Source organism: Halorubrum marinum, from assembly GCF_048381195.1.
In the GTDB taxonomy this organism is placed as follows: domain Archaea; phylum Halobacteriota; class Halobacteria; order Halobacteriales; family Haloferacaceae; genus Halorubrum.
In genome coordinates this window covers 312,498-325,850 of record NZ_JBLWMM010000006.1, presented here as the reverse complement: position 1 = coordinate 325,850, position 13,353 = coordinate 312,498, and the positions used below count along the sequence as shown (strand labels likewise).

Annotated in this window: 15 protein-coding genes; 10 read left to right on the top strand and 5 right to left on the bottom strand. The window is 68.2% G+C overall.

Translation table 11 applies throughout. From position 1 onward, the window contains the following. The first annotated feature begins 68 nt into the window (after nt 1-68). Both ACNSN4_RS11015 and hmgA read left to right on the top strand, forming a co-directional pair. Nucleotides 69-542 (top strand): GNAT family N-acetyltransferase, encoded by a 474-nt coding sequence (locus ACNSN4_RS11015; protein WP_418285863.1) that lies wholly within the window; start codon nt 69-71, stop codon nt 540-542. An 80-nt stretch (nt 543-622) separates the two neighbouring features. Continuing rightward, nucleotides 623-1,843: a hydroxymethylglutaryl-CoA reductase (NADPH) gene (gene hmgA / locus ACNSN4_RS11010; protein ID WP_418285862.1), complete on the top strand. Its 1,221-nt coding sequence runs from the start codon at nt 623-625 to the stop codon at nt 1,841-1,843. A gap of 37 nt (nt 1,844-1,880) precedes the next feature. Here hmgA and ACNSN4_RS11005 read toward each other — a convergent pair whose 3' ends face one another. The 3 genes from ACNSN4_RS11005 to ACNSN4_RS10995 all read right to left on the bottom strand — a co-directional run bounded on the left by ACNSN4_RS11005 (nt 1,881) and on the right by ACNSN4_RS10995 (nt 4,926). Next, nucleotides 1,881-2,156, bottom strand: coding sequence for a DUF2250 domain-containing protein (locus tag ACNSN4_RS11005; protein ID WP_418285861.1), 276 nt, complete (start codon nt 2,154-2,156; stop codon nt 1,881-1,883). Nucleotides 2,157-2,282: 126 nt separating this feature from the next. Next, nucleotides 2,283-3,710: a 7,8-didemethyl-8-hydroxy-5-deazariboflavin synthase subunit CofH gene (gene cofH, locus ACNSN4_RS11000; RefSeq protein WP_418285860.1), complete on the bottom strand. Its 1,428-nt coding sequence runs from the start codon at nt 3,708-3,710 to the stop codon at nt 2,283-2,285. Between the two features lie 235 nt (nt 3,711-3,945). Then, nucleotides 3,946-4,926, bottom strand: a complete 981-nt coding sequence (locus ACNSN4_RS10995; protein WP_418285859.1) for an HFX_2341 family transcriptional regulator — start codon at nt 4,924-4,926, stop codon at nt 3,946-3,948. A gap of 101 nt (nt 4,927-5,027) precedes the next feature. On the opposite strand from ACNSN4_RS10995, the gene ACNSN4_RS10990 reads away from it, so the two are divergent. The 5 genes from ACNSN4_RS10990 to ACNSN4_RS10970 all read left to right on the top strand — a co-directional run bounded on the left by ACNSN4_RS10990 (nt 5,028) and on the right by ACNSN4_RS10970 (nt 9,039). Next, nucleotides 5,028-5,648, top strand: a complete 621-nt coding sequence (locus ACNSN4_RS10990) for a LysE family translocator (RefSeq protein WP_418285858.1) — start codon at nt 5,028-5,030, stop codon at nt 5,646-5,648. A gap of 94 nt (nt 5,649-5,742) precedes the next feature. Beyond that, nucleotides 5,743-5,952: a hypothetical protein gene (locus ACNSN4_RS10985; RefSeq protein WP_418285857.1), complete on the top strand. Its 210-nt coding sequence runs from the start codon at nt 5,743-5,745 to the stop codon at nt 5,950-5,952. Between the two features lie 98 nt (nt 5,953-6,050). Further along, nucleotides 6,051-7,358: an acetamidase/formamidase family protein gene (locus ACNSN4_RS10980; RefSeq protein WP_418285856.1), complete on the top strand. Its 1,308-nt coding sequence runs from the start codon at nt 6,051-6,053 to the stop codon at nt 7,356-7,358. A gap of 103 nt (nt 7,359-7,461) precedes the next feature. Then, the gene (locus ACNSN4_RS10975; protein ID WP_418285855.1) at nt 7,462-8,541 is read left to right on the top strand and encodes an aminopeptidase; all 1,080 of its coding nucleotides are present in this window, start codon (nt 7,462-7,464) and stop codon (nt 8,539-8,541) included. Nucleotides 8,542-8,754: 213 nt separating this feature from the next. Continuing rightward, nucleotides 8,755-9,039, top strand: a complete 285-nt coding sequence (locus tag ACNSN4_RS10970) for an amphi-Trp domain-containing protein (protein ID WP_418285854.1) — start codon at nt 8,755-8,757, stop codon at nt 9,037-9,039. A 47-nt stretch (nt 9,040-9,086) separates the two neighbouring features. On the opposite strand, the gene ACNSN4_RS10965 is transcribed toward ACNSN4_RS10970, so the two are convergent. Continuing rightward, nucleotides 9,087-9,647, bottom strand: a complete 561-nt coding sequence (locus ACNSN4_RS10965; protein WP_418285853.1) for a response regulator — start codon at nt 9,645-9,647, stop codon at nt 9,087-9,089. A 349-nt stretch (nt 9,648-9,996) separates the two neighbouring features. On the opposite strand from ACNSN4_RS10965, the gene pan2 reads away from it, so the two are divergent. From pan2 to ACNSN4_RS10950, 3 genes are all read left to right on the top strand, one after another. Then, a complete protein-coding gene (gene pan2, locus ACNSN4_RS10960; protein ID WP_418285852.1) occupies nt 9,997-11,220 on the top strand; it encodes a proteasome-activating nucleotidase Pan2 in 1,224 nt (407 codons plus the stop codon). A gap of 161 nt (nt 11,221-11,381) precedes the next feature. After that, the gene (locus ACNSN4_RS10955; protein WP_418285851.1) at nt 11,382-11,927 is read left to right on the top strand and encodes a pyruvoyl-dependent arginine decarboxylase; all 546 of its coding nucleotides are present in this window, start codon (nt 11,382-11,384) and stop codon (nt 11,925-11,927) included. Nucleotides 11,928-12,018: 91 nt separating this feature from the next. Further along, entirely contained in the window at nt 12,019-12,396 is a 378-nt protein-coding gene (locus tag ACNSN4_RS10950) for a DUF5811 family protein (protein ID WP_418285850.1), read from the top strand. A gap of 24 nt (nt 12,397-12,420) precedes the next feature. On the opposite strand, the gene ACNSN4_RS10945 is transcribed toward ACNSN4_RS10950, so the two are convergent. After that, on the bottom strand, nt 12,421-13,287 hold the full coding sequence (locus ACNSN4_RS10945; protein ID WP_418285849.1) for a M14 family metallopeptidase: 867 nt from the start codon (nt 13,285-13,287) through the stop codon (nt 12,421-12,423). Nucleotides 13,288-13,353: the final 66 nt, after the last annotated feature.

Below are 13,353 nucleotides of genomic sequence, written 5' to 3'. Positions count from 1 at the left end.
TCCGACGGCGACCGAGATACCCCCGGTGGCGGTGGAGTTATATTCTGCAGGCGTGTTAGCTCCGGTTAGTGAGCGTCAACGTGGAGAAACGGACGGATCCGCCCGGCGAGTCTACGTACGCCGCCGCGACGTGGGAGCTCAAAGAACGGATCCGCGGCGAGGAGGGCGTACTCCGCCAGCGACGCGGATTCTTCATCGACGCCTACCGCCGCTCCACGACGCATCTGCTCGTCGAGAACGACGACGTGGTGGCGTTCGCCTCCGTCCGCCGAGACGGCTACATCCTCTTTCTGGCCGTCGATCCGGACCATCGCGGACAGGGACACGCAGAGCGACTCATCGCGGAGGTCGCCGAATCACACCGCTCGGTCACCTGCCACGCCCGGACTACCAACACCACCGCACTCGGATTCTACGAGCACCTCGGCTTCGAGGTCGTGCGCCGGATCGACGACTACTACGAGGACGGCGGCGACGCCTACTACCTCAAGCTCGGCGGCGAGTCGATCGCGGAGCGACTCTCCGATTTCGTCCGTCGGTAAGCGAGTTTCCACTCCCCCGTCACCATCTCCTCGCCCCGAAAATCGACAACCCTTAGCACGCGCCGCGAGGAGTCGCGCCCATGACGGAACCCACTCCCGCGTCGCTCGCGGCCCGCGTCCGCGACGGTGACGTCCGCTTCCACGAGTTGGAGGAGCACGCCGACGCCGACACCGCGACGGCCGCCCGGCGACTTCTCGTGGCCGAGACGGCTGACGCCGACGTCGACGCGCTCGGGACGTACGGCTTCGACGCCGCCGACGCGGAGCCGAACATCGAGAACATGCTGGGCGCGGTCCAAGTGCCGATGGGGGTCGCCGGTCCCGTCGCCATCGACGGCGGCGCGCTCGCGGGCGAACGGTACCTGCCGATGGCGACCACCGAGGGCGCGCTCGTCGCCTCCATCAACCGCGGCTGCTCGGTCGTCAACGACGCCGGCGGCGCGAAAGCCCGCGTGACGAAGAGCGGCATGACCCGCGCGCCCGTCTTCCGGGTCGCCGACGTCGCCGAGGCGGAGGCGCTGGTCTCGTGGGTTCGCGACAACGAGGCCGCGCTCCGAGAGGCCGCGGAGTCGACGACGAGCCACGGCGAGCTACTCGACGTGACGCCGTACGTCGTCGGGAACAACGTCTACCTGCGCTTCCGGTACGACACGAAGGACGCGATGGGGATGAACATGGTCACCATCGCGACGGGCGAGGCGTGTGACATCGTCGAGACGGAGACCGGCGCGTCGCTCGTCGCGCTCTCCGGCAACCTCTGTTCGGACAAGAAGCCGGCCGCGATCAACGCGGTCGAGGGGCGCGGGCGCTCGGTGAGCGCCGACGTCGAGGTCCCCCGCGAGGTCGTCGAGGAGCGGCTCCACACCACCCCCGAGGCGATCGCCGAGATCAACACCCGGAAGAACCTCGTCGGCTCCGCGAAGGCGGGCGGGCTCGGCTTCAACGCCCACGTCGCCAACGCGGTCGCGGCGATGTTTCTCGCCACCGGACAGGACGCGGCGCAGGTCGTCGAGGGCGCGAACGCGATCACGACCGCGGAGGCGACGCCCGACGGCGACCTCTACGTCTCCGTCTCGCTCGCGAGCCTCGAAGTCGGGACGGTCGGCGGCGGGACGAAGCTCCCGACGCAGGCCGCTGGCCTCGAAATACTGGGAGTTCGCGGCGGCGGCGACCCCGCCGGCAGCAACGGCGACGCGCTCGCGGAGGCGATCGCGGTCGGCGCGCTCGCGGGCGAGCTGTCGCTGCTCGCCGCGCTCGGCTCCAGACACCTCTCGTCGGCGCACGCGGACCTGGGACGGTAGGTCGTCGCGGTCACGTGTCAATCGCGCATCGCTACGCTCAGTCCGACCACCGCGCGCAGTCGTCTCGGAGCGCGTCGCGACCGACCGCCGTGACGCGATACACCTCCTCTCCGGTCACTCGTTCGACGAGCTCCGTCGATTCGAGCACCGACAGGCGCGACTCCACGTGGTCGGCGTACAGCCCCGTGTTGCCCGCGATGAACGCCGGGTAGTCGGTCCCCACGTCGTCGAGGTACGCCAGCACCCGCTCGTCGGACCGGGTCAGCGTCAGGCGGTCGGCGGCAGGGGTTTCGACTGGATCGGACGCGGGCATATCGCGTGTGATCAGTTCCCAATATAAAGGGAATTCCGCCGGTTCCCGCGCGATGGGAGACGGTGTGCCGGTCGTCAGTAGTTCGCCGGTCGTCGGTAGTCAACCGGTCGGCACGCTAAGTCCCGATCAGTCGTCCGCGTCGACCGACTCCGTGCCAGCCTCACGGCCACTCGACCGCCCCGGGAGCATCGGCGTGCCGTCGGCGCGCGGCCCGAGCCGCGGGCCGTGCGGGCCGTCGTCGGGGTCTATCCGGCGGCGGGTCCGGTAGTCGGTCGAGCGCTCGACCGGCTGGCGACCGATCGCCGTGATCAGCTCGACGTAGTCGTCGAACGAGCGGTACTCGCCGTACTCGCCGCCGGCGCGTTTGGTGATCTCCTCCGAGAGGATGGTGCCCATGAAGTCGTCGGCGCCGCAGTTGAGTAGCTTGAGTCCGTGGGCGTCGCCCGACTTCACCCACGAGGCCTGCACGTGGTCGACGTTGTCCAGGAAGAGCCGCGCGACCGCGACGACGAGTTCGTCCTCGTCGCGGGAGGGGCCGGAATCGACGACGCCGTGGCGGTAGAGCGGGGTGTTCTGGTGGATAAAGGAGAGGGGAACGAACTCGGTGATCCGTCCGGTCCGGTCCTGGAGGTCGCGGAGCACGCCGAGGTGCTCCGCGCGGTGGGCGACCGTCTCGACGTGGCCGTACATCATCGTCGAGGTGACGTCGAGGCCGGCGCTCATCGCGCCCTCCATCGCCGCGACCCAGTCGTCGGTCCGAATCTTCCCCGGACAGATCACGTCGCGGACCTCGTCGACGAGGATCTCCGCGGCGGTGCCCGGCGCGGAGTCGAGCCCGGCGTCGGCGAGTTCGCGGTAGACCGTTTGGTACTCCCAGTCGGTGCCGCGGGCGGCGTGATACGCCTCCTCCGGGGTCATCGAGTGGAGGTGGACGCCGCCGACGGACATCGCCTCGATCTGGTCGAGGTACGTACCCGGGTCGGTGGCGTACCGCTCGGGCGGCTTGTAGTTCACCTCGCTCGCGGGGTCGTCGTACGCGGCGAGGATCTCGTGGTGCTCCCCGTTCAGCGCGAGCGCCGGGTGGAGCCCGGAGACGGAGCACACCTCGTAGATCCCCATGTCGAGGCCGTCCTCGACGACGGCGCGGGACTCCGCGGGCGTCTTCGTGAACCCCGCGTGGTCGACGTCGCTGTCGACCTCGAAGGCGTGCGCGGAGTCCTTGAAGTTGCAGAACAGACAGCCCGTGTTGCAGGCGGTCGTGACGTTGTTGTTGAGGTTGGCGACGAAGGTGACCTCGTCGCCGACTTCGTCCCGGCGGCGGCGGTCGGCGGCCTCCAGCACCCGCTCCTTGCGAACCGGGTCGATCCCGTCGAGGTCCGTGCCCGTCGCGAGTAGTTCCGTCGCGTCGTCGACCGTGAGGCGCGTTCCGTCGCGGGCCTTCGCCAGCGCGTTCTCGAACGACTGGTCGGTGGAGGGCTCGGCGAAGTCGAACTCGTCCGAGCCGAGCGCGCCCGCGCCAGGGGCGACCTCATCGGGGTCCCGCGCCGAAGTCATGGAATAGTCGTCGCCGCCCCACAAATAAAAGCGGGACGGTCACGGCACCTCCTCTCAGAATCGTGACAGAGGCCCAAATGCACAGGGAGTCGCCGAGAACGGATTTTATCGGCTATTACGGAGGGTTTGAAAATGGGATAGTACGTCGCCGCCGACAGCGTATAAATCGATAGCCGCGATATCAAATATGCGACTCGTCTTGCTACGGCAACTCGGTTGCCACACAGCGCGCGGGTCAGGCCAGCTCTCGGTCCTCGCCCGCGTGCGCTCGAACCCACAGCTGGCCGATCCGCGAGAGCGTCGTCCGGTAGGACTTCCCGTGCTCCTCCTGTTCGATGTACCCCTTACCGCCCGGGCCGAGCCGGTCGACGTTGTATATCACCTTCGAGCGGAACGAGTCGGTGTACTCCTCGTTGAGGTCGGCCGCGAGCGTCTCGGCGAGCTCTGAGACGGAAGCGAACTCGCCGTGCTCGCCGAGCGTGAAGAGGACGAGCTCCTCGAACGGCTTGACGTTCTGGAAGGAGGCGACGGGCAGCTCGATGACGTGGCTGTCGCCGATGCGCTTCGCGCCGATCGTGGTTCCGCGCTCGTCGAACTCTTCCAGCAGGTCGGTGGTGGTCGCGAGCCGGTCGCCGACGCGATCGTCGCCCACCGCGTCGTCCTCGACCAGCTCCCGGAGGAGGTCGCGGTTCGCCCGGAGCTCCTCCGCCAGCTCGGTTTCGAGGTACTTCTCGGGGGCGGTGTAGTAGGTGTGGATCCGGTCGCGGTCCGCCTGCCGCTCGACCATGATCGAGTGGGCCGCGGTCGCGAACGCGAAAGAGACGGGTCGGGGCATCGAACAGAGATTCACCCACACCTCGCGCTCGTCGGGGGCGTCCTCGTCTCCCGTTCCGTCGATTGCGCCCGTTTCATCGGGGTCGTCCGTCTCGCCCGTTTCGCCCCGGTCCAGCTCCGCGTTGATCAGGTCGAACGCGCGCTCGAAGGCGGCGTCGTAGTCGTACACGTCGGTCAACTGCTCGCGAACGGTCTCCGCGCCGAGCAGATTTTGAAAGTCCTGTTCGAGCTTGCGCGCGATGTTCCGCGAGTACTCGACGTTGGCCTCGCTCCCGACCGTCCCCTCCAGGAGGATCACCCGATCGACGTCGAACTGGTCCCGGATGAGGGGGGCGATCATGCGGTCGTAGTCGAAGCCGACCGGCACGATGTGGGTCTGCATACGCGGTAGGTCAGGCGCGCGAATATAAAAGCCAGCAGACTCGTCCGGAACGGCGGCCCGCGTCGGTCGGTTTTTGTTCCGGGAGTCGCCACCGAGACGTGATGGTCGTCGCCGCCGCAGTCGATCTCTCGACGTACGCCCTGTTCGTACTGGCGGCGACGGCGCTCATCGTCACCCCGGGGCCCGACACGCTGTTCGTGCTCGCGCGCGGGCTCGAAGGCCGAACCGCGGGACTCCGGGCCGCGCTCGGCGTCACGGTCGGGATCCTGTTTCACACCGCGCTCGTCGTGATCGGCGTCGCGGCGATATACCGGACCGTCCCCGGAGCCGAGCGTGTCGTCCGGGTCGCGGGCGCGGTGTACCTCTGTTATCTCGGAATCGACACGCTCCGCTCGGCCGGGAGCGAGGAGCCGTCGACGGGGGGCGGCGGCGTGCGGGAGGGGTTCCTGATCAACGCGCTCAATCCGCAAGTCGCGCTGTTCTTCCTCGCGTTTCTCCCCGGATTCGTGGCCGACGGGGGGTCCGGCGGAGACGGGGGAACCGGTGGAGTCGTCGTCCTCGGAGCCACCTACGCCGGGCTCACGGCCGTCTACCTCGGCGGCGTGGCGGTCGTCGCGGACGGGGCCGCGGGAGTCCTGCAGTCCGAGCGGACGGGTCGCTGGCTCGATCGGATCGCCGGCGGGATGCTGCTCCTGCTCGGCGTGTGGCTGCTGACGACCTGACGGCCGCCACGTGCGCCGGCTTACGGCGGGCGATGCGCTCACGGCCCGAGCGCGGAGGGAGGCTTATCCGTGTGGCGTGTGGCTGATCCTCACAATGAGCGACGCACCCACGGGCAGACGGGCGATCGCAGCCGCGGCCGGGCTCACCGGACTCGGCCTCGTGGTGCTTCCGGTCGCGCTCGGGCCGGTCCAGATGTGGTCGATTGCGGCGGCCTCCATTGGCGTCCTGTTGGTCGTCGTCGCCGTCGTACTCGCGGTCGGGTCGCCACCTCCCGAGCGGGACCTCCATCAGCGCGGGTTCTGACTGCCCTCACCGATACCGCGTCAGAACGCCGTCAGCGTCCCGCCCGGAGTTCCGCGACCCGCACCGTTATTGTCGATCGTGCCGATCAATCGCATGTTATGTCACAGCAAGGCGTTGAAGAGGAGCTGTACGTCGACCAGTACACCCTCGGGCTCGTCGGCCCTGACCAGGAGTGGGCGGGCACGGTCGCGGACGGCGGCACGGTGACGACGTACACGCCGCCGGGCTGTTGGGGCCCGATGGTGACGCCCTCGTTCCGCGGCGGCCACGAGGTGACGCGCCCGATCCGCGTCGAGGGCGCCGAGGTCGGCGACGCGATCGCGATCCGCATCCGCGACGTCGAGGTGACGAGCATGGCGACGAGCACCGGCTCGATGGCCGAGCGGGCCGGGGCCTTCGGCGACGACCCGTTCGTCGACCACCGCTGTCCCGAGTGCGGCACGACGTGGCCCGACTCCGTCGTCGAGGGGACCGGCGAGGACGCCATCCGCTGTGCTGAGTGCGGCGCCAACGCCTCCTCGTTCGGCTTCGAGTACGGCTACACGGTCGCGTTCGACCACGAGAACGCGGTCGGGATCACCCTCGACGAGGACGGCGCGCACGCGCTCGCGCTCGACGCGGAGCGCGTGATGGACATCCCCGAGAACTCCCGGCAACACCCGATCCTGCTGTACGAGCCGGACGAGATGCCCGGCACGCTCGGACGGCTGCGCCCGTTCATCGGCAACATCGGGACGACGCCGTCGGTCACCATGCCCGACTCGCATAACGCGGGCGACTTCGGGCAGAGCCTGATCGGCGCCGACCACGACTACGGCGTCGAGACGGAGGCCGACCTCGAGAAGCGCACCGACGGACACATGGACGTTCCGGAGGTCCGCGCGGGCGCCACGCTGATCTGTCCCGTCGATATCGACGGCGGCGGCGTGTACGTCGGCGACCTCCACGCGAACCAGGGAGACGGCGAGCTCTCCCTCCACACGACGGACGTCAGCGGAACCGTCACCATGGACGTGGAGGTACTGAAAGGGCTCGACCTCGACGGGCCCGTCCTCCTGCCGAACGCGGAGGATTTGCCCTTCATCAGCGCCCCCTACAGCGACGACGAGGTCGCGGCGGGCGAGGCGCTCGGCGAGGAACACGGCGTGGACGTCGACACCGAGGCGGCCCCGATCCAGGTGATCGGCTCGGGCGCGACCGTCAACGACGCCACGCAGAACGCCTTCGACCGCGCCGGAACGCTCCTCGACATGACCGAGGGCGAGATCCGCGCTCGGTGTACGTTCACCGGCGGCGTCCAGATCGGGCGGCTCCCGGGCGTCGTCCAGCTCGACATGCTCGTGCCGATGGACGTGCTCGCCGACGCCGGACTGGACGACGTCGCCCGCGAGCAGTACGGCATGTGAGGATATGCGAGGCCTGGACGCACTGCGAGCGCGGGCGCCACCGCTCCCCCGCGCGCTCCGCCGGAAGGAAAAGCGGTAATCCCCCCGGGCGAGAGGTGTCGGTATGGACGCACGCATTCGCGAGCACGCCGAGATAATCGCCGACCACTCGACCGAGATCGGGTCGGGCGACAACGTCGTCATCCAGATGCCGAAGGAGGCCGAGGACCTCGCGGTCGCCCTCCACGAACTCTGCGGCGATCGCGGCGCCAACCCGGTGTATCTCAACTACTCGAAGCGCGCGCAGCGCGCGTTCAAGCGTTCCTCTGAGGAGTTCACGGAGCCCGCCCACCGACGCGCCCTCTACGAGGAGGCGGACGTGTTCGTCATCGCGCGCGGCGGGCAGAACGCGACCGAGGACGCCGACATCGACCCCGAGACGAACGCCGCGTACAACCGCGCCATGGAGGAGGTCAAGCGGACGCGCCTCTCGAAGACGTGGTGTCTCACCCAGTACCCGACCGCGAGCCACGCGCAGCTCGCCGGGATGAGCACCGAGGCCTACGAGAACTTCGTTTGGGACGCGGTCTCGCTCGACTGGGACGCGCAGCGCGAGTTTCAGGCGGAGATGGTCGACATCATGGACGACGCCGACGAGGTTCGGATCCGGTCCGGCGAGGAGACCGATCTCACGCTCGACGTCTCGGGGAACTCGACGCTCAACGACTACGGCGAGGCGAACCTCCCGGGCGGCGAGGTGTTCACGGCGCCCGTGCGCGACGGCGTCGACGGCGAGGTCCACTTCGATCTCCCGCTGTACCGATACGGGCGCGAGATCGACGGCGTCCGCCTGCGCTTCGAGGACGGCGAAGTCGTCTCCCACTCCGCCGAACGCAACGAGGACCTGCTGACGGGGATCCTCGACACCGACGAGGGGTCCCGGCGACTCGGCGAGCTGGGGATCGGGATGAACCGGCAGATCGATCGGTTCACGTACAACATGCTGTTCGACGAGAAGATGGGCGACACCGTCCACATGGCTGTCGGCTCGGCGTACCCCGAGACGGTCGGCGCGGAGAACGCCGTCAACGAGTCCGCCGAACACGTCGACATGATCGTCGACATGAGCGAGGACTCCGTCATCGAGGTCGACGGCGAGGTCGTCCAGCGCGACGGGACGTTCGCGTTCGAGGACGGGTTCTAGGAGCAGTCAGCGGCGCGGACCGATAGCCGTCCTCGAGCGTGTGGTTTTCTGGTGCAGATTTTTGTCGGCCGAGCGAAGTGAGGCCGAGAAAAAGGTGCGACTGGGACGTTCGCGTTCGAGGACGGGTTCTGGGAGCAGTCAGCGGCTGACGCGGTTCGCACCGGCCGGCGATCGGCATTCGTCTTTATGTCAGTGGAACGCGTTTATCGGCGTATGCCAGAAGAGGTCCTCTTCAAATCGGAGAGCACGCAGAGCCGCACGGAGATCGCCACCTACCTGCGCGCCGTCGCGGACTCGCTGGAAGCGGGCGATCCGATCACGCTGAAACAGGGCGGGGAGTCGGTGACGATGGAGCCGTCGGCGCGACCGACCTTCGAAGTAAAGGCGGAGCGCGAGGGTCCGGCCGACGCCCTCGGCGAGCTGAGCATCGAGTTCGAGTTGGAGTGGGACGAGGGCGGCAACGGCGGCGACACGACCGGAGGTCTGGAGATCGAGTAGTCGATAATCGAGGGGTTTCGAGGCTCACAGAACGCGTTTCCGAGGCACTACGGAACGTTTCCGGGAACCTCGACGAACGCGTCACGGGCGGAGAGGTGATCGAGCGTGTCGTCGACGCGGTCGCGAACGCGTTCGATTTTCTCGAGGAGCTCTTCGTACTCTTCGGTACCGGTCGTCCCGGACGCCTCTAACGCGGCCTTCTTCGACGCCAGCGCGAAGAACTCCTGGCTGTGCCGATCGAATTCCGCGCGGTGGAGCAACACCTCCACGAGCGTGAGCAGATCCTCCTTGGAGACGGGTTTCGTCTTGTAGTCGTCGAACGGCATGTCGACGATATCGACGTCGGGTTCGACCGCGGTGAGCATCGCGATGCGCGCGTCGTATCCCGCCTCGCGCATCGCCGAGAGGACCTCGTGACCCGACATATCGGGCATGCGACGGTCCAACAGGACCACGTCGACGTCGTCGTCCATCTCCGCCAGCGCCGCCTCGCCGTCCGTGGCGATGCGCACGTCGTACGCCGAGTCGAGGTAGACTCGGTACAGCTCGGCGAGATCAGGCTCGTCGTCGACCGCGAGGACCGTGGGCCGCGCCGCGCCGTCGGTCATGGTCTCGTAGCTCCGGGCGGCGAGTCTCGTCCGACGAGTCTCGGACCGGCGCCGTCGACCGCTATTCGTGCGCCCATGTGCTCCGTTACGCGCGTCTCGTGTTAAAACCTTGACCCACGGTTATCACGGGCGATATTCGACTGCGGACAGGTGAGCCCGGATGAAGGCTACCGAGCGAGAAGGCCCGCCTTGCCCCCCCGAACGCCGCGGGGGACTTTCTGGCGGCCGATCGACGCGGGAACTGTCCGGTACCCAGCGCCGATGCGAGAGAGCCCGATCGCCGGACCACCGTGACCCAAACCGTGACCCAAAGGCACATTTACGCGCGCTCCGTAATCGACCCTAACGAATGTCTCACAGCCCCTCACTACCTGACCGCCCCCGTCTCGAGATCGATCCGGAGATGAGCGAGACGGAGCGGCTCGAAGCGATCCGCCAGCACTACCGGCGGATCCTGCAGGTGAACGAAGAGCTCGACGACCGACTCGCGGACGCGGAGGGCCGCCGCGGCGAACTGAAGACCGATGTCGACGAGCTGAAACGCGAGAACGAGGTGCTGAAGACGTCCTCGCTGTACATCGCCTCCGTCGAGGAGCTCACCGACGACGGCGTCGTTATCAAGCAGCACGGCAACAACCAAGAGGTGCTGACGCAGGCGTCGGCGCGGCTCGACAGCGACCTTCGTCCCGGCGACCGCGTCGCGATCAACGACTCGTTCGCGGTCCAGCAGGTGCTCGACGACGAGACCGACTCCCGAGCGCAGGCGATGGAGGTCACGGAGTCGCCCGACGTGGTCTACGACGACATCGGCGGGATCGACGAGCAGATCCGCGAGGTCCGCGAGGCCGTCGAAGACCCCTTAGAGAACCCCGAGCAGTTCGAGGCGGTCGGCGTCGAGCCGCCGAGCGGCGTCCTCCTCCACGGTCCGCCGGGTACGGGGAAGACGATGCTGGCGAAGGCGGTCGCCAACGAGTCCGACGCGACGTTCATCAAGATGGCCGGCTCCGAACTCGTTCGGAAGTTCATCGGCGAGGGCTCCCGGCTCGTCCGCGACCTGTTCGAACTCGCCGCCGAGCGCGAGCCCGCCGTCATCTTCATCGACGAGATCGACGCGGTCGCCGCCAAGCGGACGGACTCGAAGACCTCGGGCGACGCCGAGGTCCAGCGGACGATGATGCAGCTGCTCTCCGAGATGGACGGGTTCGACGACCGCGGCGAGATCCGCATCATGGCCGCGACCAACCGCTTCGACATGCTCGACGAGGCGATCCTGCGGCCGGGTCGCTTCGACCGGCTCATCGAGGTACCGGAGCCGAACGCCGAGGGACGCGCACGCATCCTGGAGATCCACACCGAGGAGATGAACGTCGCCGAGGGGACGGACGTGAGCGACGTCGCGGCCGATCTGGACGGGTACAGCGGGGCCGACATCGCCTCGCTGGCGACCGAAGCCGGGATGTTCGCCATTCGTGACGGCCGCACGGAGGTCACGCAGGCCGACTTCGAGGCCGCCCGCGAGAAGCTTCAGGACGCCGATCAGACCGAAGAGCAGGTCATCAACTACCAGTACTGATTCCGGCTAGTACTGAGTCCGTCCAGTACTGAGTCCGTCCAGTACTGAGTCCGTCTAGTACCGAGTCGACGACGGCGCGGTTACCGCTTTGTCGCGGTCGCCCCGTCTCCTGCAGAGACGGTTCGTAACTCCTTACCTCCCGCGCCGTCGACTTCTCGTCAATGAACACCATCCACGTCGCCGGCGGCGTCGGCGTCGCCGACACGGCGATGGCCTCCTACGACGCCGCGCTCGCGGACGCGAACCTCCACAACTACAACCTCGTCGCGGTCTCCTCCGTGGTCCCCGCCGAGGCGACCGTCGAAGCGGTCGACGAGGCCCCGGGCCTCGGTCCGGCGGGCAACCGCCTCACCGTCGTGGAGGCGCGTCGGACGGTCGGCCCCGGCGACGAGGTCGACTTCCGCGAGGGCGGCCGCGCGGGGGCGGAAGACGCGGACTCGAAGCGCGCACCGCGACGCCGACCCGACGTGGCCGCCGGGCTCGGCTGGGCGACCGGCCCCGGTCCCGGGCTCTTTTATGAAGTGACGGGCGAAGAACCGACCGACGTCCGCGAACGGATCGAATCGGGGCTAGACACGGGCGCTGGGCTGCGCGACTGGGATCTACCGGACCGCGAGATCAGCGTCGAGACCGCGGCGGCGAATCCGGATCGGTACACGACCGTCGTCGTGATCGCCGCCTACGGCGAATCCGAGCCGATCCTGTGAGGGCGATGTCGGCGTGGCGCATAGCCTCGTCGTCGGTACTGCCCCCGCCGACGCCTTTTTGAGTCGGCTCCGCGTATCCAGTGTGTCTTCGATGAACGGCAATAATCCGTATGCCGGGGCACCGGGCGTGACGAACGCGGGCCAGCCCGCGGCCGTCGACCTCTCCCCCGACCAAGAACGGCGGCTCCGGCGCGCGGTCGCCGGGATCGTCTCGCGAACCGAGTCGTATCTCCCGAACAGCTACGCCGTCGGTTCCGAGCTGTCCGTCGGCGCGAACGGGCCGCAGGCGACCGTCGCCGTCAATCCGCCCGCTGGACACCCCGTCTCGGCCGGGTTTACGCCGGATCCCGACGAACTTGAGGCCGGTATCGCCGAAGCAGATACCGACGAGGTCGCCCGCGGGCTGGCCGCCAGCGCCGCGATGCAGGTGATGGACGCCGTCGGCGACATCACGCCGACCGCGAAGTAACTGGCCCCGCCCGCTTCTCCGTCGCTACTCCGCCCGCTTTTCGGTCGCGTCCACCCTGTCTTCCCCATCGTCGGACGCTGCCGACCCGGGCTGCTCCAGCGTTCCCGTCACGCGTCCGTAAATGCCGAATATCTCCTCGTATCCGTGCTCGCTCGCGAGGATCGGGACGACTCCCGACTCCGTGACCCGATGCGTGTACACGTCGTCCTCGGCGAACACGGCTCCCTCGGGCATCTCCTCGAAGTTGACGTAATGGACGTGGGGCTCCCCACCGCCCTTCGGTACTTCCTCGTCGCCCTCGACGACCGTAGTCGGGGTGAACGTCGGCGGCTCGTCGTCCAGCGCACCGTGGGCGCGGAGGAAGGCGAGACACGCCTCGTAGCCGAACTCGACGGCCTCCTCGCTACCCTGTCGGCCGACCTCGATGGAGACGGTGTGTGGAACGGTGGAGTCGAGCGTCGTCCCGCGGAGCCCGCTCGCGTCGACGACGTACTCGACCGGCATCCCGGTCACGGTCCGGCGGACCGACGGCGTGAGACCGCTGTGGATCGCGAACGGCGGCGGCGCGCTGTGCGAGGTGTGTAACGCGAGCACGGCGTCCATGCCGTCGACTTCGGCCGCGAGCCGCGGCGCGAGGGCGCGCTCGTACTCGTCGCTGTCGGCGTCGCCCGGGAACGCTCGGTTCAGGTCCGTGTCCGTGTACCTCGTTCCGGCTTTGATCGCGCGTTCGTTAGCGATGATCAGTCGGATACATCCCGTTCCGTCCCCGTCCTCGTCGAGCGCGTCCGCGAGTCGTCTGACGATCCGCACGCCGGCGGGCTCGTCACCGTGGATCCCGCCGACGATGGCGACGCGGGCCGATCCCGCCGACCCGCGGTCGATCGTTTCCATACGATCCGTACGTGCCGGTCGACTGATAAAGGGTTCAGGTTCAGATTCAGCAGCTCGAGACGTGCT

Coding starts and splice junctions, on each gene's coding strand:
- hmgA (WP_418285862.1), top strand. CDS start 623: ATGACGGAACCCACTCCCGCGTCGCTCGCGGCCCGCGTCCGCGACGGT.
- cofH (WP_418285860.1), bottom strand. CDS start 3,710: ATGACTTCGGCGCGGGACCCCGATGAGGTCGCCCCTGGCGCGGGCGCG.
- pan2 (WP_418285852.1), top strand. CDS start 9,997: ATGTCTCACAGCCCCTCACTACCTGACCGCCCCCGTCTCGAGATCGAT.
- ACNSN4_RS11005 (WP_418285861.1), bottom strand. CDS start 2,156: ATGCCCGCGTCCGATCCAGTCGAAACCCCTGCCGCCGACCGCCTGACG.
- ACNSN4_RS10950 (WP_418285850.1), top strand. CDS start 12,019: ATGAACGGCAATAATCCGTATGCCGGGGCACCGGGCGTGACGAACGCG.
- ACNSN4_RS10970 (WP_418285854.1), top strand. CDS start 8,755: ATGCCAGAAGAGGTCCTCTTCAAATCGGAGAGCACGCAGAGCCGCACG.
- ACNSN4_RS10965 (WP_418285853.1), bottom strand. CDS start 9,647: ATGACCGACGGCGCGGCGCGGCCCACGGTCCTCGCGGTCGACGACGAG.
- ACNSN4_RS10945 (WP_418285849.1), bottom strand. CDS start 13,287: ATGGAAACGATCGACCGCGGGTCGGCGGGATCGGCCCGCGTCGCCATC.
- ACNSN4_RS10995 (WP_418285859.1), bottom strand. CDS start 4,926: ATGCAGACCCACATCGTGCCGGTCGGCTTCGACTACGACCGCATGATC.
- ACNSN4_RS10975 (WP_418285855.1), top strand. CDS start 7,462: ATGGACGCACGCATTCGCGAGCACGCCGAGATAATCGCCGACCACTCG.
- ACNSN4_RS10990 (WP_418285858.1), top strand. CDS start 5,028: ATGGTCGTCGCCGCCGCAGTCGATCTCTCGACGTACGCCCTGTTCGTA.
- ACNSN4_RS10985 (WP_418285857.1), top strand. CDS start 5,743: ATGAGCGACGCACCCACGGGCAGACGGGCGATCGCAGCCGCGGCCGGG.
- ACNSN4_RS10955 (WP_418285851.1), top strand. CDS start 11,382: ATGAACACCATCCACGTCGCCGGCGGCGTCGGCGTCGCCGACACGGCG.
- ACNSN4_RS10980 (WP_418285856.1), top strand. CDS start 6,051: ATGTCACAGCAAGGCGTTGAAGAGGAGCTGTACGTCGACCAGTACACC.